We start from the raw sequence: 22,480 nt of genomic DNA on the forward strand, positions 1-22,480 counted from the left end.
CCGCCGCGCCGCGGATCGCCCGCGGCGCGGCCACCCAAGCGAACCACATGCGCGACACCACGCTTACCGAATCCACGATCGCCCGCCTGGTCGATCACTTCTACGACAAGGTCACCGCCGACCCGTTGATCGGTCCGGTGTTCAACGCCGTCGTGCACGACTGGCCCGAACACAAGCGCCTGCTGACACGCTTCTGGTGCTCGGTGGCGCTGGGCGCGGCCAGCTATCGCGGCAACCCGATGGCCATGCACCGCCCGCTGCCGATCCGCGCCGAACACTTCGATCACTGGCTGGCACTGTGGCGCGCCACCTGTGCCGAGGAACTGGACGAGGCCGGTGCCGCGCAGATGGTCGAGTACGCCGAACGCATCGGTCGCAGCCTGAAGTATGGATTGGGGCTGAATCCCGACGCGCGCGGGATCGGCGTGCCGCTGATCTCCGTCCGACGGTAGTTCCTGCGGGAGCGCCCTTGGGGCGCGACCTGGCAATCGCGGTCGCGCCCCAGGGCGGCGCTCAGCCCAGCGCGGCCAGCGCGGCGTCGTAGTCGGGCTCGTTCGTCAGCTCGTCGACCAGCTGCGCGTGCAGCACGCGGTTGTCCGCGTCCAGCACCACGACCGCGCGCGCGGCAACGCCGGCCAGCGGGCCGGTGGTGAGCGCCACACCATAGTCTTTGAGGAACTCGCGCCCACGCATGGTCGAGAGCGTCACCACGCGCTCCAGTCCCTCGGCGCCGCAGAAGCGCGCCTGCGCGAACGGCAGGTCCGCCGAGATGCACAGCACCACCGTATCGGTGAGCTTCGCCGCCAGTTCGTTGAAGCGGCGCACCGAGGTGGCACACACCCCGGTGTCGATGCTGGGGAAGATGTTGAGCACCTTGCGCTGGCCCGCATAGCTGGACAGCGCCACGTCGGCCAGACTCTTGCCGACCAGCGTGAACGCCGGCGCCTGCGCGCCCTTGGCCGGGAACGCGCCGCTGACTTCGACCGGTTCGCCCTTGAACTTCACTTGCGACATGACGCTTCCTCCTGGGGATGAGACCTACAAGTAGAACATGGTCTTGGCCAGGAACACGATGCCGACCATCAACGCCAGCACCACGCGGTGGGTGTGGCGGAAGCGGCACACGCTCATGCGCCCACGCGCGCCGGCCCATACCGCGTTGACGAACACCCCGAGCACGCCGAACGCCAGCGCCACCTTGAGCAGCAGGAACCAGCCAAAGCGCGTGCCGACGCAGGTGACGCCGTCACAGCGGATGTCGAACAGCATGCCGCCGCTCAGGAAAAGCAGCAGCACCACGATAGGCATGAAGCGCCGCACGCGCGCCATCACCGCCTGTTCGATGTCGGCCATCGTGGTTGCGTCGAAGCGCTTGTGCAGGCCTTCGAGCACCAGCACCTCGAACGCGGCCGCGCCGACGAACACGATGGCGCAGGACAGGTGCAGCAACAGGATCCAGGGGTACCAGGCGGCCATGCTCGGGCCTCGTTCGGGACTGACCGCAGCTTGCGCCGCGCCGCACCCCGAGGCCATGACCTGCATCAACGCCGGATCTTCGTGGGGCGGCTTCAGCCCACCAGGCGTCGCGCGATGGTGGGCCCGAGCCCACCCTACTTCGATCCGGTGGCCTTGCGCACGGCGGCGACGAACTCCGGATCGGTCCGTCCGATGATGTTGGTGCGCGCCACGATGCGCCCGTCCCCATCCAGCAGCAACAGGGCGCTGGAGTGGTTGAACTCGCCGTCGGGCAGCTTGCGGTATTGCACGCCCAGCAACGCAGCGAGCGAGCGGGTGTCCTGCGGCGCGGTGCGCGCCAGCGTCCACCAGCGCAAGTCCAGCTTGTGCGCGGCGGCATAGCGGCGCAGCGCGTCCACGTCGTCGCGCTCGGGGTCGAAGCTCACCGCGAGCAGGTGCAGGTCGGCCGGCTCGCCGGCGGCGCGGCGGGTGGCCTTCATGGTGTCGATGATCATCGGGCAGACCATCGTGCACGAGGTATAGAACATGCTGACGATCCGCGGCGTGCCGCGGCCTGCGGCGAGCGGCGCGACGTGGCCGTCCTGGTCGGTCAACGGCACCGACAACTGGTAGATCGAATCGGACGGCAGCGGGGAGGCCGCCTGAACCGGGGCGGCGAGCAGCAGGGCAAGCAGCGTCAAAAGCAGTCGTTTCACGGGTTCACTCCGGCCGGGCGCAGCGGAAGCCCAGGTTGGCGGTGGTATCGGTAGCCTTGAGCGAGGAGAGCATCGCCACGCGCATCAGCGTGGCGTAGTTCTCCTTCTGTTCCATGGTGATGGCGCCGGCGCCGCAGAACTTGAGCTTGTCGGCGCCGTCCTGCTCGCGGCTGTCGGCGCTGGTCATCATCGCGTTGAAGTCTTCCACCCACTCCCACACCAGGCCGTTCAGGTCGCGCACGCCGTGGACGTCCGGCTTGCCGCCGACCGGCGGCAGCGCGTCGGTGGAAGGACGCGCATACCAGGACAGCACGCGCTCGCGCCACGCCGGATCGCTGCGCGCGTCGGCGCGGGTGGCGTCCGCGGCAGCGGCGTATTCCCACTCGTACCACGTCGGCAGGCGGGCGTGCTCGCTCTCGCAGTACGCCTGCGCGGCGAACCAGCTCACCTGCGTCACCGGCTGGCGCGGCAGCGCGTCGCGGCCGAGCTGGTCCGGCGCGGCCCATTGGGTCAGGTAACGCCCGTCGGCGAACACGCTCGGCACGCGATCGCGCCGCCATTCAGGGTAGCGTTTGACGAAGGCAAGGAACTCGGCATTGGTCACCGGCTCGGTGCGCAGGCGGAAGGGTTTGAGGACGGCCGGCGCCGTCTTGCCGTCAGCCGGGAGCACGCTGGCGAACTCGCCGCCCGGCAACGGCCGGTAATTCGCCGGCGCGCCGTCCGCCGCCAGGATCGGCCCGGCCAGCAGCAGCCCGAGCAGCACCAGCCCGAGCCCGGGAAGGGAAGGACGCCGGCGCATCGCTCAGTGCTCCGCGGCCGGCGCCGGGGCCGGCTGCGCGCGGACCTTGGCCACCTCTTCCTTGGTCACCTGCCCGCCCGGGTTGTCCCAGCTGTTGAGCACGTAGGTGAGCAGGTTGGCGACCTCGTCGTCGGTCAGCTGCGTCATCGGCGGCATCACCGAGTCGTATTCCTTGCCGTTGACCGTGACCTTGCCGGTCAGGCCGTGCAGCGGGATCGCGATCAGCTTGTCCTTGTCTTCCTTCACCAGCTTCGCCACGAGGTCGGACTTGGCCAGCGGCGGGAACACGCCCGGCAGGCCTTCGCCGTTGGCCTGGTGGCAGACCGAGCAGGTGCCGGTGAAGAGCTGCTTGCCGGCGGCAACCTGGTCGGCCTTGCTGAGCGTGCCGGCGGCGTTGGCCTTGGCCGCGGTGCTCACCGCATGCAGGTTCGGTTCGGCGCGGTCGCCCAGGTACACCGAGTCGACCTCCTTGCCCGAGTAGATCGCCTTGTTCTCCGGGCCATCCACTTTCAGGATGCCCAACGCGCCCTTGTTGAACGCGCGGAAGATCGAGTGATCGACCAGCACGTAGCTGCCCGGCACGTCGGTGTGGAACTCGACGATGGCCGCGCCGCCGGAGGGGATCAGCGTGGTCTGCACGTTCTCCTGCGGATGCAGGCCGCCCTCCTGCTGCACGCGGTCGAAGATCTCGCCGATCACGTGGAAGCTGGAGACCAGGTTCGGGCCGCCGTTGCCCACGAACAGGCGCACCGATTCGCCGACCTTCGCGGTCAGCGCCTTGTCGCCGGTGAGCGCGCCTTCGTGGCCGTTGAACAGCACGTAGGTCGGGCGCTCGTCGATCGCCTTGTCCATGTCGAACGGCTGGTGGCCTTTCTCGCGGTACTTGCCGGTGGTGTAGAAGTCGCCCTGCATCACGTAGTACTCGTGATCGACCTTGGGCAGGCCTTCCGGCGGCTCGACCAGGATCAGGCCGTACATGCCGTTGGCGATGTGCATGCCCACCGGCGCGGTGGCGCAGTGGTAGACGTAGATGCCGGCGTTGAGCGCCTTGAAGGTGAACTGCGACTCGTGCCCCGGCGCGGTGAAGCTCGACGCGGCGCCGCCGCCCGGACCGGTCACGCCGTGCAGGTCGATGTTGTGCGGCATCTTGCTGGTCGGCGAATTCTTCAGGTGGAACTCGACCGTGTCGCCCTGGCGCACGCGGATGAAGCTGCCCGGGACGGTGCCGCCGAAGGTCCAGTAGGTGTAGGTGACGCCCTCGGAGATCGGCATCTCCTTCTCGATCACTTCCAGCTCGACGATGACCTTCGCCGGGTAGTTGCGGTGGATCGGCGGCGGCACGTGCGGCGGGCTGGTCAGCACCGCGTGGATCGGCTCGCCCTGCGGCGGGCCGAAGTCGGTCGGCGCGGGCACCGGTGCGGAAGCCGCGCTGGCCACGGCTGGCTCGCCGGCACTGGCGGAGGGTTTGTCCGAACAGGCGACCAGGGCCAGCATGCTGGCGGCCGCGAGCAAGAGGGACAGCCTTCGTGACATGAGGAATCGCTCCTGTGGTTCCCGGGGATCAGGCTAGATTCCGGGCCACTGACGCGCTTGACCTGCGTCAGGCCCACTGCCGGAACCGGCCTGCTGCGTCACCCTGCCACAGAACAGTGTTGCCGTGGCGTCAGCCCTAGCCAGGCCTGCCGTCCACGCGCGGGCTCAGGTAGATCCAGGCCGAGCGCACCACCCAGGGCAGGAACGCCACCAGCCAGCCAAAGGCGGCCACGACCAGCCACAGGTAGCTGTCGCGCGCGAGTTCCGCCCACACGCGCAGCAGCACGACGCCCTGCAGCAGCACGAAGCAGGCCCAGGGCACGGCGCCCATCTGCAGCGGCCGGCCGGAATGGCCCTGCGTGACGCGGGTGACCATGGCTACCAGCATCGAGCCGAAGTAGCCGATGGTCAGCACGTGCAGCGGCGCCAGGCCGAGCACCGGCCCGTGCCCGGCGAACAGGCACAGGCTCTGCACCGCGTACAGCACGAACGCGATCGGCAGCCAGGCGAAGGCAAGATGCAATACGGCGAGCAGGCCCGGGCGCATCGCCTTCCACGGCTGCCAGGCGATCGCATGCCAGCCGAACAACAGTGCCAGCGGCGCATCGACGACCCACAGCCACGCCTGCGCGTGGGCCAGGTCCAGCGCCAGGTGCGCCAGCAGCAGCGGCCACATCAGCGGCAGGCTCCAGGCCGGACGGCGCACCACGTAGCCCTTCACCACGTTGCCGCTGAAGAAGGCCAGCATGCGATGGGCCACCGTGAAGTACACCGGCACCAGCAGGCCGAAGGTGCCCAGCTTGATCGCCAAGCGCGCGCAGTGCGTCGGCGCGCCGAGCAGGAAGCCCAGGAATGCCGCCAGCCCCAGCGCGCCCAGGCACAGCGCCGCCAGGCACGACCAGGCGTGCTGGTTGCGCTGTTCCGACGCGCGCAGCACGCCGGCGAGCGTGACCACGCCGACGAGATACCCGCCCAGCATCAGCGCGATGCCGGCGCGCAGTACCCATGGCATGTCCAGCAACCCGATGTGCGAGAGCAGGTATCCGGCGAACACCGAGCCGGCCACCGCCACGTAGCGCCGCGGCCGTATGGAAGGCCGGTTGAGCCATTTGGGAAACGTGGTCAGCAGGAAGCCGAACATGAACTTCGGCAGCATGCCGTACTGGGTCAGCATCGCGTGCGCCCAGCCCGGCGGCACCGGTGGCTGCGGCCAGCCATGCCAGCCGAAGCGCATCGAAGCCAGCTCCAGCGCCCACCAGGCCATGCTGGTCAACACCGCCAGCGCACCGGCGAGGAACAGCGGGCGGTGCGGGGCGGCGGCAAGCAGCGTGGCGATGGGCGGGGACGTGCTGCCGGTGGTGGCGGATTCGCGCATGCGGGGCTCGCAAGGTTGGAAATGCGAGCGATTCTCCCGCGCGCCCGTCGCCGCGGCCGTGACTTGAATCAGTCCCGCGTCAATCGGCCCTGCGTCAATCGGCTCTCGCGCCGGTTGACGCAGGTCAGCATCGCCCGGAGTCGCCCGATCCATGCTCGCTTCACGTCTGAAGAGGAGGATCCGGTCATGGGCAGGCTCGATGGCAAGACCGCACTGGTCACCGGTGGCGCCGTAGGCATCGGCGCGGCCTGCGCGCGGCGCATGGTGGAAGCGGGGGCGCGCGTGGCGATCGTGGACGTGCACGACGACGCCGGGCAGCGGCTGGCCGCCGAACTCGGCGACAGCGCGCGCTACCTGCATGCCGACGTGTCGGTCGAAACGGAGGTGGCCGCCGCCGTCGCCGCGACGGTGGCCGCGTTCGGCCGGCTGGACGTGCTGGTGAACAACGCCGGCATCTCCGGCGCGAACAAGCCCACCCACGAACTGACCGAAGCGGAGTGGGACCGCGTGCAGGCGGTCAACGTCAAGGGCGTGTTCTTCGGCACCAAACATGCGATCGCGCCGATGCGCGCGGCCGGCGGCGGCAGCATCATCAACCTGTCCTCGATCTACGGCCTGGTCGGCGCGCCCGACGTGCCGCCCTACCATGCCTCCAAGGGCGCGGTGCGGCTGATGAGCAAGACCGACGCGCTGATCTACGCCGCCGACCGCATCCGCGTGAACTCGATCCACCCGGGCTTCATCTGGACGCCGATGGTCGAGCAGCACATCGCCGCGATGGGCGGCGACGTGGAGCAGCACCGGCGCGATACCGCCGCGCTGCACCCGCTGGGGCACCTGGGCGAGCCGGACGACATCGCCTGGGGCGTGGTCTACCTGGCTTCGGACGAATCCCGCTTCGTCACCGGCAGCGAGCTGGTGATCGACGGCGGCTATACCTGTCGCTGACCCTGGAGAGATCCATGTACAAGCACATCCTGCTGCCCATCGACGGCTCGGACCTTTCGCTGCGCGCCGCCGACGCCGGCATCGCGCTGGCCCGCCAGCTCGGCGCGCGCGTGCACGCGCTGCACGTGGTGGTGCCGCTGCCGGCGGTGCCGTTCCTCAACGAGATCATCGCCACCAGCGACGCCGAATATGCCGACAGCGCCGAGGAAGCGGGCGCCCGCTACCTGGCCGCCGTGCGCGAGCGCGCCGACGCCGCCGGCGTGCCTTGCCAGTGCAGCCTGGAAACCGACCCCAGGCCGCACCGCGTCATCGTCGCGGTCGCGCGGCGCGAGGGCTGCGACCTGATCGTGATGGGCAGCCACGGTTGGCGCGGGCTGGACCGGCTGTTGCTGGGCAGCGAGGCGCAGCGCGTGATCCTGGAATCGGACGTTCCCGTGCTGGTCGACCGCTAGCGCCATGGTCACCGCCGAGCGCGCGCAGGCGGCCGCACGCCTCGGCCTGGACCCGGCCGAAGCGGCGCGCCGGCTGGCCGCGCACGGTCCCAACCTGCTGCCCGGCAGCACGCCCAAGAGCTTCGGCGCGATCGTGCTGGGCGTGTTGTCCGAGCCGATGTTCCTGATGCTCCTGTGCGCCGGCGGCCTTTACCTGGCGCTGGGCGACCGGGCCGAGGCGGCGTTCCTGCTCTCGGCCGTGTTCGTGGTGATCGGCATCACCCTGCTGCAGGAGCGCAAGACCCAGCGCGCGCTCGAATCGCTGCGCGAACTTTCCGCGCCGCGCGCGCTGGTGATCCGTGGCGGCGAGGAGGTGCGCGTGGCCGGCGCCGACGTGGTGCCGGGCGACCTGCTGGTGCTGCGCGAAGGCGATCGCATCGCGGCCGACGCCACATTGCTGGAAGGCCGCCTGGAGGTCGACGAATCACTGCTGACCGGCGAATCGGTGCCGGTGACGCGCCAGAGCGAGGGCGAAGCGGCGGTGCATGCCAGCACGGTGGTAACGCGCGGGCTGGGCGTCGCCCGCGTCAACGCCACCGGCGGCGCCACCGCGGTCGGTCGCATCGGCGAGGCGCTGGCGGACACGCGCGAGGCGCCGAGCGGGCTGCAGCGCGCCTCGCGCCGGTTGATCCGTTATCTCGCCATGGGCGGCCTGGCGCTGGCCGCGGCCTACGCCTTGCTGTCCTGGTTGTGGGACGGTCGCGGCCCCCTGGAGAGCCTGCTCGGCGGCATCGCGCTGGCGATGGCGATCCTGCCGGAAGAAATCCCGGTGATCCTCACCGTGTTCCTCGCGCTGGGCGCCTGGCGCATCTCGCGACGCAAGGTGCTCACCCGGCGCGTGCCGGCGGTGGAGGCACTGGGCGCGATCTCGGTGCTGGCCGTGGACAAGACCGGCACGCTCACGCAGAACCGCATGCAGGTGGCGGAGCTGGCGGTCGGCGGCGAGCGCTTCGTCGACGCGGGCGCCACGGAGCTGGCCGAGACGTTCCACCTGCTGGTGGAGTTCGCGATGCTGGCCACGCCCAGCGATCCGTTCGATCCGATGGAGAAGGCGATCCAGCACTTCGGCCTGCGCTGGCTGGTGCACACCGAGCACGTGCATGCCGACTGGTCGGCCGAAGCGGAGTACGCGCTCTCGCCGCAGATCCTGGCGATGACGCGGGTGTTCCCCTGCGACACCTGCACGCGCCACCTGCTTGCCACCAAGGGCGCCCCCGAGGCGGTGATCGACCTGTGCCACCTGCCCGCCGAACGCGCCGCGACGATCCAGCACGAGGTCGAGGCGATGGCCGCGCGCGGCCTGCGCGTGCTGGGCGTGGCGCGCGGGCAGTGGACCGGCGAGACGTGGCCGTCCAACCAGCACGATTTCGATTTCGAGTTCCTGGGCCTGGTCGGCTTCGCCGATCCGCCGCGCCCGGAGGTGCCGGCCGCGATCGCCGAATGCCGCGCCGCCGGCGTGCGCATCCTGATGATGACCGGCGACCACCCCGCCACCGCGCGCGCGATCGCCCGACAGGTCGGTCTGGGCGAGCGCACCGAGGTGCTCACCGGCACGGACATCGCGGCGCTCGACGACGACGCTCTGCGCGAGCGCCTGCGCCACGTCGACCTGTGCGCGCGTCTCAAGCCCGAGCAGAAGCTGTGCCTGGTGCAGCTGCTGCGCGCGGACGGCCGGGTGGTGGCGATGACCGGCGACGGCGTCAACGACGCGCCCGCGCTCAAAGCCGCCGACGTCGGCATCGCCATGGGCGAACGCGGCACCGATGTGGCGCGCGAGGCCGCCGCGCTCGTGCTGCTGGACGACAGCTTCGCCAGCATCGTGGCGGCGATCCGCCAGGGCCGGCGCATCTACGACAACATCGCCAAGGCGACCGGCTTCGTGTTCGCCGTGCACATGCCGATCATCGCGTTGGCGCTGGTGCCGGCCCTGCTGCACTGGCCGGTGCTGCTGATGCCGGTGCACATCGTGCTGCTGGAACTCCTGATCGACCCGGCCTGCTCGATCGTGTTCGAGGCGGAACCCGAAGCCGGCGACGTGATGACGCGGCCACCGCGCGCGGCGGGCGAGTCGCCGTTCGCCGCGCCTCGGCTGGGCCGCGCCGTGGTGCAGGGACTGGGCGTGGCAACCGTGCTGCTGCTCGGCTTCGGATGGCTGCTGCACGAGGGCGTGAACGCCGCGCAGGCGCGGGGCGCGGTGTTCGCGGCGCTGCTGGGGAGCCTGTTCCTGCTGATCCTGGCCAACCGCCACCCGGCTCGCGCGGTGCTGGCGCGATCGGCGCCGGGCAATCGCTGGATCGGCCGGCTGGCCGGCGCCCTGTTGCTCATGCTGGTAGCCGCATTCGGCGTGCCGTTCCTGCGCGCGGTGATGGACCTCGCCCTGCCCGGCGCCATGGCCGCCAGCGCCATGCTGGCCATGCTCGCCGGCGTCCTCGCCTGGCTCGAAGCCCTGCGCCGCGCATTTTCGTAAAGCGCTTCCCATCATCCCGGCTTGACGGTGGTCAAGCGCGCCGGCGGGCATCGTGCGAGAGTTTCCGGGCTACCACGGAGCAATGCGATGCTCGTCTACAGCTGCCACGGTGCCGCCAAGCAGGTCACCGGTTCGTGTCACCTGATCGAATGCAACGGTCGGCGCGTGCTGGTCGACTGCGGCATGTTCCAGGGCGACCGCGCCACCGAACAGGCCAACGCCGAGCCGGTCGGCTTCGAGCCCGCGTCCATTGACGCGCTCCTGCTCACCCATGCGCACCTCGACCACTGCGGGCGCATCCCGCGGCTGGTGCGGCAGGGCTTTCGGGGGCGCATCCTGGCCACCTCGGCCACGCGCGAACTGGCGCGGCTGGTGCTGCTGGATGCGGCCGGACTGCAGGAGGAGGACGCGCGCCGCGCGGCACGGAGCGATCGGCGCGGCGAGGAGGCGGTCGAGCCGCTGTACACGCTGGACGATGCGCTGCATGCGATGGACTTCTTCGAACCGGCCCTGGGCTATGCGCACGACATCGACGTGGCGCCCGGCATCCGCGCGCGCTTCCTCGACGCCGGGCACATCCTCGGTTCGGCGCAGGTGCTGCTGACGCTGGACGATGGCGCAAGGCAGCGCACGATGCTGTTCTCCGGCGACCTGGGCAATCCGGGCCGCCCCTTGCTGCGCGACCCCGTGCCCGCGCCAGCGGCCGACTACGTCGCAATGGAATGCACCTACGGCGACCGCCCGCACCGGTCGGTGCCCGACTCGGTGGCCGAGCTGTACCAGGCCATCCGCGAAACGGTGGGGCGTCGCGGCAACGTGGTGATTCCCACCTTCGCGCTGGAGCGCACGCAGGAGATCCTCTACTACCTGCACCTGGGTTTGCGCGATGGCCAGGTGCCGCCGAACGTGCGTGTGTTCCTGGACTCGCCGATGGCGATCTCGGCCACCGAGATCTTCCGCCGGCACCCGGAATGTTTCGACGCGCAATTCCTGCAGGTGCTGCAGCACGGCGACCCGTTCGCCATGCCCGGCCTCCATTTCACCCGCAGCACGCAGGAGTCGATGGCGATCAACGCGATCGACGGCGGTGCCATCATCCTGGCCGGCTCGGGCATGTGCACCGGCGGGCGCGTGCGCCATCACCTGAAGCACAACCTCTGGCGCGAGCGCAGCAGCGTGGTGTTCGCCGGCTACGCCGCGCAGGGCACGCTGGCGCGGCGGATCATCGACGGCGCCGCCAGCGTGCGCGTGTTCAACGAGGATATCCCGGTGCGCGCGCAGGTGTGGACGATCAACGGCTTCTCCGCCCACGCCGGCCGCCCCCACCTGCTGGACTGGCTGGGACAGTCACCGCGGCGGCGGGTGTTCCTGGTGCATGGCGAGTACGACCGCGGCATGCGCGGCATGGGCGAGGCGTTGACCGGGCTTGGCGTGGACTGGCAAATGCCCGGCATGGGCGAGCCGATCAGGCTCGAGTGAGCTTTCGCGGCAGGACCGCCCACAGCAGGCTGCCGGCGAGCGCGATCGCCATGTCCTTCTGCGCGTCCCACGCATCACCCTGGGTGCCGAGGTAGGCCATGCCCAGGTCGCCGCCGAAGGTTTCGGCCGCGGCCCACTCGATCATCTCGTACAGCGCGGAGCCGGCGGTGAGCAGCGCCACCACCACCACGCGCAGCGACAGGCCGCGCAGCGGCGTGCGCAGGGCCGTCCAGTCCGCCACCGCCGGCGCCAGCAGCAGGCCGTAGGCGAAGTGCACCGCGCGGTCGAAGTGGTTGCGTCCGGGCGCGGGCGCCTCACCGGTCAACGCCTGCCACCACTGCATCCATGGCACCTGCGAGTAGGTGTAGTGCGCGCCGACCTCGTGCAGCAGCAGGAAGGCGAACAGCGCGACACAGGCGAGGTTCGAAAGCGGCCGTTGCCGATGGCTGGGCAGCAGGACCGCCAGCAGGAGCACCACCAGCGCGTTCTCCAGCAGCCAGTCGTTGCGGTCGTACGGAGCGATGCCCAGCGCGAGCGTCGCGACCAGCCACAGAGCCAGCAGCACCGCCGGCAACCGGCCGCCCAAGGGCGTCAGTCCGGCAGCAGGCTTCGGCCGATGTGGTGCAGGCCGGCCGGATCCAGGATCAGGAGCTGGCGTCCTTCCACCTGGATCAGGTTCTGCGCGCGGAAGCGGCTCAGCACGCGGCTGACCGTCTCGGCGGCCAGGCGCAGGTAGTTGGCGATGTCGCCGCGCGACATGCTGAGCTGGAACTGCGTGCCGGAGAAGCCGCGCGCGGCGTAGCGCTGGCCCAGGTCGGTAAGGAACGCGGCCATGCGCTCGTCGGCGCTGTGGTCGCCGGCCAGCAGGCTGGCCGAACCCAGCTCCTTGCTGAGCAGGCGGAACAGGTGGCTCTGCACCGCCGGCATGCGCGCGGCCAGCGCGCTCATCGCCGGGAAGGAGAAGCGGCAGAAATAGGAGGTTTCCAGCGCGATGGCGTCGCACGGGAAATGCTCCGGATAGATCGCATTCAGGCCGATCACTTCGCCCGGAAGGTAGAAACCCAGCACCTGCTCGCGACCTTCCTTGTCGACCATGCTGGTCTTCACCGTGCCCGAGCGCACCGCGAAGATGGCGCGGAACGGATTGCCGGTGCGGAACACGTATTCGCCGGCCCGGAACGGGCCGACGTGTTCGACGAGGCAGTGCAGCTCGCGCAGTTCGAGCTTGCCGTAGCCCACCGCCTGGCAGGCGCCGGCGAAGGCGCAGGTGCGGCAGAAGTGGGCCTCGTCGCCGTCATCGGCGATCGGGCTGGGCGGTTCGGGCAGGCGGCCCGCCTGGTTTTCCAAACGCATCAGCAACGCCTTGTGGCCGGTCAGATCGTGCGCGAGAAGCGGCGTGGCGCTTCTTCGGCATGCAGGTAGGCATCGAAACACATCGCGATGCTACGCAGCAACAGCCGCCCTCGTGCAGTCACCCGGATCATGCGCCCTTCCAGCGTCACCAGACCGTCGTCGGCCAGCGCGCGCAGGCGCGCCAGCTCGGCGGCGAAGTATTCGTCGAACAGCAGCCGGTGGCGGGCGCCGAACAGGCGGGTATCGACCTCGCCGTGGCACATCAGCTCGCCGATCAGCGCGCGGCGGATGATGTCGTCCTCGTCCAGCGCCAGGCCACGGGCGATCGGCAGGCGGCCGGCATCCAGCGCGGCGTAGTAGCCGGTGAGGTCGCGCGCGTTCTGGCTGTAGGTGTCGCCCACTCGCCCGATCGCGCTCACGCCCAGGCCCACGATGTCGCAGTCGCCATGGGTGGAATAGCCCTGGAAATTGCGCTGCAGGCTACCCTCGCGCTGGGCGCGGGCCAGCTCGTCGTCGTAGCGGGCGAAGTGGTCCATGCCGACGTAGACGTAGCCGGCGGCGGACAGCCGTTCCAGCGCGCGTCCGAACAGCGCCAGGCGGGTGGCCGGATCGGGCAACTCTTCGGCGTGGATGTGTTTCTGCGCCTTGAACAGGTCCGGCAGGTGCGCGTAGCCGTAGACCGCGACGCGGTCGGGCTCGAGCGCGATCACTTCGGTGAGCGTGCGGTCGAAGCCTTCCAGGTTCTGTTTGGGCAGGCCGTAGATCAGGTCCACGCTGGCCGAGACGAAGCCCGATGCGCGCGCGACCTCGATCACCTCGCGCGTCTGTTCCACGCTCTGGATGCGGTTGACCGCCTGCTGCACCGCCGGGTCGAAGTCCTGGATGCCGACCGAGAGGCGGTTGAAGCCCATCTCACCCAGGCCGCGCATGTAGTGGCCGTCGGCGAAGCGCGGGTCGATCTCGATGCCGAACTCGCGCGAGCGCTCGCTGCTGAAGCTGAAGTGGCGCGCCAGCGATTCCATCAGCTCGCGCATGCGCGGCAGGTCCAGGAAGTTGGGCGTGCCGCCGCCGAAGTGCAGCTGGCGCACCGGGCGGTCGCGGTCGAACAGCGGCGCGGTCAGCTCGATCTCGCGGTAAAGGCGTTCGAGGTAGCGGTCGGCCTTGGCGATCTCGCGCGTGATCACGCGGTTGCAGCCGCAGTAGAAGCACGGGCTCATGCAGAAGGGCACGTGCACGTACAGCGACAGCGGGCGCGGGATCGGCTCCTCGTTGGAAGTGCGGATCGCCTCGCGCAGCGCCGGCTCGCCGAAGCGCGTGTGGAACTGCGGCGCGGTCGGGTAGCTGGTGTAGCGGGGGCCGGCGGTGTCGTAGCGGGCGATCAGCGCCGGATCGAAGGCGGGGGCGGCAATGGCGTGGTTCATGGGGCCAGTGTGCCGGCGCGGCGCGGGGCGCTCTTGATCCGGGTCAAGGCACGGGCGCGGCGGGCGGGACAGAAGGTCGCGGGCGAATGACCGGCGAGGTCCTCCCATTCACCTGCCGGCACGGCTCCCGTAGGCCGGAGGAAGCCGCGTTCCCGAAGTATCCCGCCTCGCCCTTCCCGCGCAGGCGAACATTCTTCTCCGCTGGGACGAACGTGCCGGGGGCGGATGGGGGAGTCCTGCGGGCGACTAGCCCCGCGGCGCGTCCTGCAGGTAGGCGCGCGTCGCTACCAGATCACGCACGCCCAGCGCGTCGCCGCCAAGGGAAGCCACCCGCCCGCCGCCGTGGCAGGACGCACACAGGTTGTTCGGCAGGTTCGCCGCGCGGGCGACCGGCGGGTGGCCGGCGGCATGCGTCGAGGCGACATGCACGGCCAGGCCAAGCAGCGGCGCGGCGACGAAAGCGGCAAGGGCAGGCAATGGATGCGGCATCGGCAGGCTCCTTCTGTGAACGATGGCCGGCGGGCCAGGACCGCCCAGGCGCCTGTGCGCCCGGGCGGCACCGATCATGCCTTCTGCGGCGTGATGGTTTGTTCGATGGCGCCGAAGATCGAGGCGCCGGCGGCGTCGGTGATCTCGATGCGCAGGCGGTCGCCAAACTTCAGGAACGGCGTGCTCGGCTTGCCGTCGCGCAGGGTTTCGACTGTGCGCTGCTCGGCCAGGCAGGAGGCGCCCTTGCTGGTGTCTTCGTTGGCGATGGTGCCCGAGCCGACGATGGTGCCGGCGGTCAGCGGGCGGGTCCTGGCCACGTGCGCGACCAGCTGGGCGAAGCTGAACTGCATGTCCACGCCGCAATCGGCCTCGCCGAACCACTTGCCATTGAGCCAGGTGCGCATGGGCAGGTGCAGCTTGTCGTCCCGCCACGCCTCGCCCAGTTCGTCCGGCGTGACCAGCACCGGCGAGAGCGCCGAGCGCGGCTTGCTCTGGAGGAAGCCGAAGCCCTTGGCCAGTTCGCCCGGGATCAGGCCACGCAACGAAACGTCGTTGACCAGGCCGATCAGCTGGATGTGTCCGGAGGCCTGGGCCGGCGTGGCGCCCATCGGCACGTCGTCGGTGACAACGATCACCTCTGCTTCCAGGTCGATGCCGAAGTCCTCGCTCGGCACCACCACCGGATCGCGCGGCCCGAGGAAGCCGGCGCTGGTGGCCTGGTACATCAGCGGGTCGCTGTAGAAGCTCGCCGGCACCTCGGCGCCGCGCGCGCGACGCACGCGTTCGACATGCGGCAGGTAGGCGGAGCCGTCGACGAACTCGTAGGCGCGCGGCAGCGGGGAGGCGAGGTTGGCCATGTCCAGCGCAAACGCGCCCACGACTTCGCCGGCATTCAACGCTTCGGACAGGGTGTTCAGGCGCGGCGCCGCGTTCGACCAGTCATCCAGCGCGGCCTGCAGCGTCGGCGCGATGTGGATGGCGGTCACCGCCTGCGTGAGGTCGCGGCTGACCACGATGAGCGTGCCGTCGCGGCCGCCTTCCTTGAGACTTGCCAGTTTCATGAGAACTCCGGATTGAAATTAACCACAGCCTTCCACGTAATCGACCTGCGGCGGCACGCCGGCGCGCCAGCGCGTCACCCTGCCCTGCGCGTCGGTCTCGAAGACCAGCACGCCCATGCCCTGCGGGGCGGTCACGCGCAACACCCTGCCACCAGGTAGGTATTTGTGCGGTGTCTCGCTGGCCCGCGCACCGTACAACGTGCGGATCTGTTCGGCGTGCATGCCGATCTTGCCGCCACCGGGCGCGGTTTCCTTCAGCGTGCCCACGTCGTAGCGCACGAAGCGGCCGCCTTCGAACATGAAGGCGAAGTCGGAGGGCGTCTTCGCCCACTTCGGCGTCTGGTAGAAGCACGCCTGGCCCGGTGGGCCGAGGCGAGTGAGCTCGCCCTTCCATGCGTCGGCGAACGCCTTTTCGTCCATGCCGAACCGGAGGTCACCGTAACCGTCGTAGCGGGCCATGCCTGCGGGAGCCGTATCGGCCGCACCACTGGTCGCGGCCGCGACGGGCGCGAGCGCCGGTGCACTGCCCTGCTCGCCGCTGCCGCAGGCGGCGAGCAGCAGCGCGCAGACGGCGCCCGCGAGCCGGCGCATCAACCGCATCCCGGCTCGAAGTGCCGCGCGATGCCCTGCCAGCACTCGTAGTAGTTCTTCTGCAGCTGCGGCGATTCCAGTGCCTGGCGCGTCGGGCGGATCACCTTGCGCGTCTCGAACATGAAAGCCATGGTGCCGCCGATCACGTCGGGTTTCGAAAGGTCGGCGCTGGAGGCCTTCTCGAACGTCGCCGCATCGGGCCCGTGGCCGCTCATGCAGTTGTGCAGGCTGGCTCCGCCCGGCACGAAGCCCTCGGCCTTGGCGTCGTACACGCCGGTGATCAGGCCCATGAATTCGCTGGCCACGTTGCGATGGAACCACGGCGGGCGGAAGGTGTGCTGCGCCACCAGCCAGCGCGGCGGGAAGATCGCGAAATCCATGTTCGCGGTACCGGGCGTGTCGCTGCCGGAGGTCAGCACGGTGAAGATGGACGGATCCGGGTGGTCGTAGCTGATCGAGCCGATCGTGTTGAAGCGGCGCAGGTCGTACTTGTACGGCGCGTAGTTGCCGTGCCAGCCGACCACGTCCAGCGGCGAGTGGCCGATCTTCGCCTGCCACAGGCTGCCCTGGAACTTGGCGACCAGGCGGAAGTCACCTTCGACGTCCTCGTAGGCCGCCGCCGGGGTCAGGAAATCGCGCGCATTGGCAAGGCAGTTGGAACCGATGGGGCCCAGGTCCGGCAAGCGCAGCAGCGCGCCGAAGTTCTCGCAGACGTAGCCGCGGGCTTCGCCGTCCGGCAGCTCCACGCGGAAGCGCACGCCGCGCGGAATCACCGCGATCTCCTGCGGCTCCAGCTCGATGACGCCCAGCTCCGTGGCCAGGTGCAGGCGGCCGTGCTGGGGCACGATCAGCAGTTCGCCGTCGGCGTCGTAGAAGTAGCGGCCTTCCATCGAGCGGTTGGCCGCGTACAGGTGAATGCCGATGCCAGCCTGTTCGGCCGGCCCGCCGTTGCCGGCGATGGTGACCAGGCCATCGACGAAATCGGTGGGCTGCGCCGGGCTGGGCAGCGGGTCCCAGCGCAACTGGTTGGGCGTGGCCGGGGCTTCGTCGAAGCGGTTGTGGAAGCGCCCGTGCGCCAGCGGCTCGAACGGCTCGTGCACGGCGGCCGGGCGGATGCGGTAAAGCCAGCTGCGGCGGTTGACGTGGCGCGGCGCGGTGAAGGCGGTGCCGGAGAGCTGCTCGGCGTAGAGGCCGTGGGCCACGCGCTGGGGGGAATTCTGGCCCTCGGGAAGGGTGCCCGGGATCGCCTCGGTGGCGAACTCGTTGCCGAAGCCCGATTGGTATGCCGATACGTTGCCCGTCTTCATGACCTCAGCTCCGATGGTGGCAGGCCCTGTGCGGCCATGCCCTTTGCCTCTACTCTCTGCCCGGCCGGGCATCCAGGGGGAAGCCCGGTCCCACTTACGCACTCAAAACCAGGGGAACCACATGTCTTACGTACCTGCCGCACCCGGCGCGGGCATGCCTGCGCGCGCAACCCGCGAAATCGGCCTGCCGCTGGCATCGGCCGCGGGCTGGATGAAGTTCATCGGCATCATGTTCATCATCCAGGGTGCGCTCACCGCCATCACCATCATCGGCATCCTCATTGCCTGGTTGCCGATCTGGATCGGCGTGCTGCTGCTCCAGTCGGCCGGGGCCGCGCAGCGCTCGCAGCTCCAGGACGATGCCAACGCACTGATCGAAGCCCTGTCGCGGCTGAAGACCTATTTCGTGATCCAGGGCGTGCTCTACCTGGTCGGCCTCGCGCTGATGGTCATCTACTTCGTGTTCTTCGGTGCAGTGGTCGCCGCCATGCTGCACAACAACCTCGGTCACTGACCGCTGTTCCCGCGGCGTGCCTTACAGCACGCCGCGCTTCATCTGGTCGCGTTCGATCGATTCGAACAACGCCTGGAAGTTGCCCTCGCCGAATCCCTCGTTGCCCTTGCGCTGGATGATCTCGAAGAAGATCGGCCCGATGTTGTTCTGCGTGAAGATCTGCAGCAGCTTGCGCTGTTTGGTCTCTGGATCGGCGTCGATCAGGATCTTGTTCCTGCGCAAACGCGGCACGTCCTCGCCGTGGTCGGGAATGCGCATGTCGATCACGTCGAAGTAGGTATCGGGCGTATCGAGGAACTCCACGCCCTGCTCGCGCATTTTCTCGACCGTGGCGTAGATGTCGTCGGTGAAGCAGGCGATGTGCTGGATGCCCTCGCCGTGATAGGCGTCTAGGTACTCGTTGATCTGGCTCTTCGGGTCGCTCGACTCGTTGAGCGGGATGCGCACGATGCCGTCCGGCGCCGTCATCGCCTTGGACACCAGGCCGGTCTTGGCGCCCTTGATGTCGAAGTAGCGGATCTCGCGGAAGTTGAACAGCCGCTCGTAGTAGTCCGACCACTTCTGCATGTTGCCGAAGTAGAGGTTGTGCGTGAGGTGGTCGATGAAGGTCAGGCCGAAACCCTTGGGATTCTTCTCGGCGCCCGGCACGGCCTCGTAGTCGCCGTCGTAGACGTCGCCCCTGGCGCCGTAGCGGTCCACCAGGTACAGCATGCAGTCGCCGATGCCCTTGACCACCGGCGCATCGACCGCCTTGCTGGCGGCCTTGTGATCGACCGCCTCGCCACCGTTGCCGAGCACCTTCCGGCACACCTCGTCCGAGGGCGTCTTGAAGCGGATCGCGAAGCCGCAGGCGCAGGGACCGTGCTTGGCCGCGAAATCGGCGGCGAAGGAATCCGGATCCTCGTTCACGAGGAAGTTCACGCCGTTCTGGCGGTACACGGTGATCGCCCTGCGCTTGTGCTTGAGCACGGCGGTGAAGCCCATCTTGCGGAACAGCTCGTGCAGCTCGCCACCGCGGCTCGCCGGCGCGGCGAACTCGACGAACTCGAAGCCGTCGATGCCCATCGGGTTCTCGAAGGTGGTGACCTGCATGCCGAGGTTCGGTTGGGCGTTCATGGCGCTCTCCTCAAAGGCTGGAAGACGTAGAGTGGGCGGTGCGGCCACGTCCGCGAGGATGCGCGGGGACCACGAAGATTCCGGCTAGATCTCCGTTATAGTTACATATGAAACCATTTGCAAGGAGCCGCGCTGCCGTGCCAGCCAAGCGCCCACCTGACCGACCGCCCGCCGAACACGCACCACTCGAACTCGAGCATTTCCTGCCGTATCAACTGTCGATCGTGTCCAACACGGTCAGCCAAGCGATCGCCGACGATTACCAGCGCCGTTTCGACTTGGGGGTCACCGAGTGGCGGGTGATGGCCGTGTTGGCACGTTTCGACGGACTGTCGGCGCGCGAGGTGGCCGAGCGCACGGCGATGGACAAGGTGGCGGTGAGCCGCGCGTTGGCGCGACTGGTCGAGGCCGGGCGCGTGGATCGCGCGATCCACGACGGCGACAAGCGCCGCTCGGTGCTCAATCTTTCCGAAGCGGGCTGGGTGATCCACGATCAGGTGGCGCCGATGGCGCGGGCGCGCGAACGCGAGCTGCTGGCGAAGCTCGATGTCGAGGAGCGGGCCTGGCTCGAGCGCATCCTGGACAAGCTGATGCCAAGCCAGGACACGCCCCTTTAGGGTGGGCCGCAGCCCACCATTCCTTCACCGCAAAGCGCGTGGCGGGCTGAGGCCCACCCTGCGGTTGGTGCTTACTTCACTCCGTGCATCAGCTTGTTGATCAAGGGCGAAATCAGCAGCAGAAGCACGCCCGCACCCAACAGCACCCAGAAGCAGAAATTGAAGCCGGACAGCGCCGAGGCGACCGTCATGCCGGTCTCGCCGCTGATCGAGCGCGCCACCAGCCCGGAGAAATCGCCGCCGGCGGCCAGCGACAGGAACCAGCCGCCCATCGCCAGGCCGACCAGCCGCGGCGGGGCGAGCTTGGTCACCATCGACAGGCCGATCGGCGAGAGGCACAGCTCGCCCAGCGTCTGCATCACGTAGCACAGCACCAGCGGCCAGAACGGGATCAGACCGGTGGGCCCGAGCAGCTCCTTGAGCGCGTACACCAGCACGATGAAACCCAGGCCGTTGAAGATCAGGCCAAAGCTGAATTTGCGTGGGATCGACGGTTCGGCCTTGCGGCGCGACAGCACGGCCCACACCAGCGTCAGCAGCGGCGCGAACACCAAGATGGAGAGCGGCGTCACCGACTGGAACCAGCCGACCGGGAAGATCCAGCCGCCGAACATCTCGCGGTCCACCCAGTTCTCCGCCAGGAAGTTGAGCGAGGTGCCGAACTGGAAATAGAAGGTCCAGAACACCACGCTGAAGACGAATACGATCAGCATGGCGATCACCCGGTGCAGCTGCACCCGGTCATGGCGCAACGCCTCCACGATCAGCGCCGCCGCCACGCCGATGAACAGCACGCCCAGCAGCCACTGCAGGCCCTCGGCGCCAACGTACGCCAGCAGCGCGTAGATCAGCGGCACGGCCACCGCCGCGCCGATCAGTACCCACAGCACGCGCAGGCGGTTTTCCATGCCCGGCAGCGGGCGGCCCACGCCCTTCAGGCCGCGGCGGCCGAACCAGAACCACAGGAAGCTCAGCAGCATGCCCACGCCGGCAGCGCCGAACACGATGCGGTAGTTCTGCTGCATCGGGGTGTCGGTGAAGTAGGCGGCCATCCACCCGGTCAGCAGCGGGGCCACGAACGCGCCGGCGTTGATGCCCATGTAGAACAGGGTGAAACCGCGGTCGCGGCGCGGATCGTCGCGACCGTAGAGCTGGCCGACCATGGTGGAGATGTTGGGCTTGAAAAGGCCATCGCCGGCGATCACCAGCGCCAGGCCCAGCATCATCAGCGGCTTGCTCGGCACCAGCAGCGTGAACAGGCCGGCGGCCATCACCGCGGCGCCGAGCAGGATCGAGCGCTGGTAGCCGATCACCCGGTCGGCCACGTAGCCGCCAAAGATCGAGGCGGCGTAGATCAGCGCGGTATAAGCCCCGTAGATGCCCGCCGCCCAGCCCTGCCCCGCCGGATCGCCATTGAAGAACTGCGCCACGATGTAGAGCACCAGCGCCCAGCTCACGCTGTAGTAGGCGAAGCGCTCCCAGAACTCGGTCATGAAGAGCATCCACAACGGGCGCGGGTGGCCCAGCAGCTGCGGATAGTCGGGCGCGGCGGCCGGCGCGGATTCGGCGGTCTGGCTCATGGGTTCCCCTTGGCGTGGAGGGACGCGCTCGGCGCGCGCCAATCGGTGACGTGTAACCGGCGCAAGGGCGCCACGTCAATGGCGGCCCTGTAGGAGCGCACCTGTGCGCGATCGCGATGTCCCGGCCGCGCGCGTGCGGCCCTACAAGGGATCGGTCAGGTGCCGAGCACCGTGCGCACGTCCAGCAATTCCGGAAAGAACTCCAGCTCCAGCGCCTTCTTCAGGAACGACACGCCCGAGGATCCCCCGGTACCGCGCCGGTGCCCGATGATCCGCTCGACCGTTTTCATATGCCGGAAACGCCACAGCTGGAAGCTTTCCTCCACGTCCACCAGCTGCTCGCACAGATGGTATTCCGGCCAAAAGTCGCCGCGTTCCTCGTAGATGCGCTTGAGCACCGGCAGGAGGCCCGCATTGCGGCGGTAGGGCTGCGTCCAGTCGCGCTCGATGAGTTCCGGCGGAACGGCGTGGCCGCGGCGGGCGAGATAGCGCAGGAATTCGTCGTACAGGCTGGGCGCCTCCAGCACCTCGCGCAGCTGCGCCTGCGCCGCCGGATCGTGGGCGAACACCGCCAGCATGTCGGCGTGCTTGTTGCCCAGCGCGAACTCGATCATGCGGTACTGCAGCGACTGGAAGCCCGAGGAGGGCCCAAGCATGTCGCGGAATTCAAGGTATTCGGCGGGGGTGAGCGTCTCCAGCACCGCCCACTGCTCGAACAGCTGGCGTTGCACCTGCTTCACGCGGGCCAGCACCTTCAGGCAGCCGTCGACGTCGTCCTTGCGCAGGTCCGCGATCGCCGCCTTCAGCTCGTGGATCACCAGCTTCATCCACAGCTCCGAAACATGGTGCTGCACGATGAACAGCATCTCGTCGTGGTGGCTGGTGAGCGGGCGCTGCGCGGACAGCAGCGTGCCCAGCTGCAGGTAGCCGCCGTAGGTCATCTTGCCGTTGAGGTCCGTCTCGATGCCGGTTTCGAGGTCGCGCTGGTTGTCGCCCATGGAATGCTTTCCGTCCCTTTCGATCCAGGCCGCCATGGTACCGGGGGCGTTTCGCAGGCGCTCCTGATCCAGGATAAGAGGAGAGGCCGGTCATGGCCTCACCGATACGACGGCTGTCGCTGCAGGAGCGCCCCGGGCGACCGTGAGCCCCAGGGGCGCTGCTGCGGAGA

23 protein-coding genes are annotated in these 22,480 nt (G+C 69.0%); 7 read left to right on the plus strand and 16 right to left on the minus strand.

Features of this window, described 5'->3' with window-relative positions; all coding sequences use genetic code 11:
• Window positions 1-47: 47 nt before the first annotated feature.
• Entirely contained in the window at window positions 48-452 is a 405-nt protein-coding gene (locus tag LQ772_RS13760; protein ID WP_231321544.1) for a group III truncated hemoglobin, read from the plus strand.
• 61 nt (window positions 453-513) lie between these two features.
• Here LQ772_RS13760 and tpx read toward each other — a convergent pair whose 3' ends face one another.
• From tpx to LQ772_RS13790, 6 genes are all read right to left on the minus strand, one after another.
• The gene (gene tpx / locus LQ772_RS13765) at window positions 514-1,014 is read right to left on the minus strand and encodes a thiol peroxidase (protein WP_231321546.1); all 501 of its coding nucleotides are present in this window, start codon (window positions 1,012-1,014) and stop codon (window positions 514-516) included.
• A 24-nt stretch (window positions 1,015-1,038) separates the two neighbouring features.
• Window positions 1,039-1,476, minus strand: a complete 438-nt coding sequence (locus tag LQ772_RS13770; protein WP_231321548.1) for a CopD family copper resistance protein — start codon at window positions 1,474-1,476, stop codon at window positions 1,039-1,041.
• A 134-nt stretch (window positions 1,477-1,610) separates the two neighbouring features.
• A complete protein-coding gene (locus LQ772_RS13775) occupies window positions 1,611-2,171 on the minus strand; it encodes an SCO family protein (protein WP_231321549.1) in 561 nt (186 codons plus the stop codon).
• A gap of 4 nt (window positions 2,172-2,175) precedes the next feature.
• Window positions 2,176-2,970: a formylglycine-generating enzyme family protein gene (locus LQ772_RS13780; protein WP_231321550.1), complete on the minus strand. Its 795-nt coding sequence runs from the start codon at window positions 2,968-2,970 to the stop codon at window positions 2,176-2,178.
• Between the two features lie 3 nt (window positions 2,971-2,973).
• Window positions 2,974-4,503, minus strand: a complete 1,530-nt coding sequence (gene nirK, locus LQ772_RS13785) for a copper-containing nitrite reductase (protein ID WP_231321551.1) — start codon at window positions 4,501-4,503, stop codon at window positions 2,974-2,976.
• Between the two features lie 136 nt (window positions 4,504-4,639).
• The gene (locus LQ772_RS13790) at window positions 4,640-5,878 is read right to left on the minus strand and encodes an NnrS family protein (RefSeq protein WP_231321552.1); all 1,239 of its coding nucleotides are present in this window, start codon (window positions 5,876-5,878) and stop codon (window positions 4,640-4,642) included.
• Window positions 5,879-6,064: 186 nt separating this feature from the next.
• Here LQ772_RS13790 and LQ772_RS13795 point away from each other — a divergent pair, with 186 nt between their 5' ends.
• From LQ772_RS13795 to LQ772_RS13810, 4 genes are all read left to right on the plus strand, one after another.
• Complete coding sequence (locus tag LQ772_RS13795; RefSeq protein ID WP_231321553.1) at window positions 6,065-6,826, plus strand: glucose 1-dehydrogenase; 762 nt, start codon at window positions 6,065-6,067, stop codon at window positions 6,824-6,826.
• 14 nt (window positions 6,827-6,840) lie between these two features.
• Window positions 6,841-7,278 carry a universal stress protein gene (locus tag LQ772_RS13800; protein ID WP_231321554.1) on the plus strand — a complete coding sequence of 146 codons (438 nt, stop codon included), beginning with the start codon at window positions 6,841-6,843 and terminating at the stop codon, window positions 7,276-7,278.
• 4 nt (window positions 7,279-7,282) lie between these two features.
• Complete coding sequence (locus tag LQ772_RS13805; protein ID WP_231321555.1) at window positions 7,283-9,784, plus strand: cation-translocating P-type ATPase; 2,502 nt, start codon at window positions 7,283-7,285, stop codon at window positions 9,782-9,784.
• A gap of 87 nt (window positions 9,785-9,871) precedes the next feature.
• Entirely contained in the window at window positions 9,872-11,263 is a 1,392-nt protein-coding gene (locus tag LQ772_RS13810; RefSeq protein ID WP_231321556.1) for an MBL fold metallo-hydrolase, read from the plus strand.
• Here LQ772_RS13810 and LQ772_RS13815 read toward each other — a convergent pair.
• From LQ772_RS13815 to hmgA, 7 genes are all read right to left on the minus strand, one after another.
• Window positions 11,250-11,849, minus strand: coding sequence for a DUF2238 domain-containing protein (locus LQ772_RS13815; RefSeq protein WP_231321557.1), 600 nt, complete (start codon window positions 11,847-11,849; stop codon window positions 11,250-11,252). The two genes, LQ772_RS13810 and LQ772_RS13815, sit on opposite strands and share 14 nt — an antisense overlap.
• A gap of 5 nt (window positions 11,850-11,854) precedes the next feature.
• On the minus strand, window positions 11,855-12,616 hold the full coding sequence (locus tag LQ772_RS13820) for a helix-turn-helix domain-containing protein (RefSeq protein WP_209615402.1): 762 nt from the start codon (window positions 12,614-12,616) through the stop codon (window positions 11,855-11,857).
• Window positions 12,617-12,636: 20 nt separating this feature from the next.
• Window positions 12,637-14,037: an oxygen-independent coproporphyrinogen III oxidase gene (gene hemN / locus LQ772_RS13825; protein WP_231321558.1), complete on the minus strand. Its 1,401-nt coding sequence runs from the start codon at window positions 14,035-14,037 to the stop codon at window positions 12,637-12,639.
• 246 nt (window positions 14,038-14,283) lie between these two features.
• Window positions 14,284-14,526, minus strand: a complete 243-nt coding sequence (locus tag LQ772_RS13830) for a hypothetical protein (protein ID WP_231321559.1) — start codon at window positions 14,524-14,526, stop codon at window positions 14,284-14,286.
• A gap of 74 nt (window positions 14,527-14,600) precedes the next feature.
• The gene (locus tag LQ772_RS13835; RefSeq protein WP_231321560.1) at window positions 14,601-15,587 is read right to left on the minus strand and encodes a fumarylacetoacetate hydrolase family protein; all 987 of its coding nucleotides are present in this window, start codon (window positions 15,585-15,587) and stop codon (window positions 14,601-14,603) included.
• A gap of 18 nt (window positions 15,588-15,605) precedes the next feature.
• Window positions 15,606-16,178 (minus strand): lectin, encoded by a 573-nt coding sequence (locus tag LQ772_RS13840; protein ID WP_231321561.1) that lies wholly within the window; start codon window positions 16,176-16,178, stop codon window positions 15,606-15,608.
• Complete coding sequence (hmgA, locus tag LQ772_RS13845; protein ID WP_231321562.1) at window positions 16,178-17,485, minus strand: homogentisate 1,2-dioxygenase; 1,308 nt, start codon at window positions 17,483-17,485, stop codon at window positions 16,178-16,180. The genes LQ772_RS13840 and hmgA overlap by 1 nt, the downstream gene beginning before the upstream one ends.
• Before the next feature lie 121 nt (window positions 17,486-17,606).
• Between hmgA and LQ772_RS13850 the strand changes: the two genes are divergently transcribed.
• Window positions 17,607-17,999, plus strand: coding sequence for a DUF5362 domain-containing protein (locus LQ772_RS13850; protein ID WP_231321563.1), 393 nt, complete (start codon window positions 17,607-17,609; stop codon window positions 17,997-17,999).
• A gap of 21 nt (window positions 18,000-18,020) precedes the next feature.
• On the opposite strand, the gene hppD is transcribed toward LQ772_RS13850, so the two are convergent.
• Complete coding sequence (gene hppD / locus LQ772_RS13855) at window positions 18,021-19,115, minus strand: 4-hydroxyphenylpyruvate dioxygenase (RefSeq protein WP_231321564.1); 1,095 nt, start codon at window positions 19,113-19,115, stop codon at window positions 18,021-18,023.
• Between the two features lie 137 nt (window positions 19,116-19,252).
• Between hppD and LQ772_RS13860 the strand changes: the two genes are divergently transcribed.
• Complete coding sequence (locus LQ772_RS13860; RefSeq protein ID WP_231321565.1) at window positions 19,253-19,732, plus strand: MarR family winged helix-turn-helix transcriptional regulator; 480 nt, start codon at window positions 19,253-19,255, stop codon at window positions 19,730-19,732.
• A 71-nt stretch (window positions 19,733-19,803) separates the two neighbouring features.
• On the opposite strand, the gene LQ772_RS13865 is transcribed toward LQ772_RS13860, so the two are convergent.
• Complete coding sequence (locus LQ772_RS13865) at window positions 19,804-21,312, minus strand: peptide MFS transporter (protein WP_231321566.1); 1,509 nt, start codon at window positions 21,310-21,312, stop codon at window positions 19,804-19,806.
• Window positions 21,313-21,467: 155 nt separating this feature from the next.
• Complete coding sequence (locus tag LQ772_RS13870; RefSeq protein ID WP_231321567.1) at window positions 21,468-22,310, minus strand: tryptophan 2,3-dioxygenase; 843 nt, start codon at window positions 22,308-22,310, stop codon at window positions 21,468-21,470.
• Window positions 22,311-22,480 lie beyond the last annotated feature (170 nt).

Source organism: Frateuria edaphi (assembly GCF_021117405.1).
In the GTDB taxonomy this organism is placed as follows: Bacteria; Pseudomonadota; Gammaproteobacteria; order Xanthomonadales; family Rhodanobacteraceae; genus Frateuria_A; species Frateuria_A edaphi.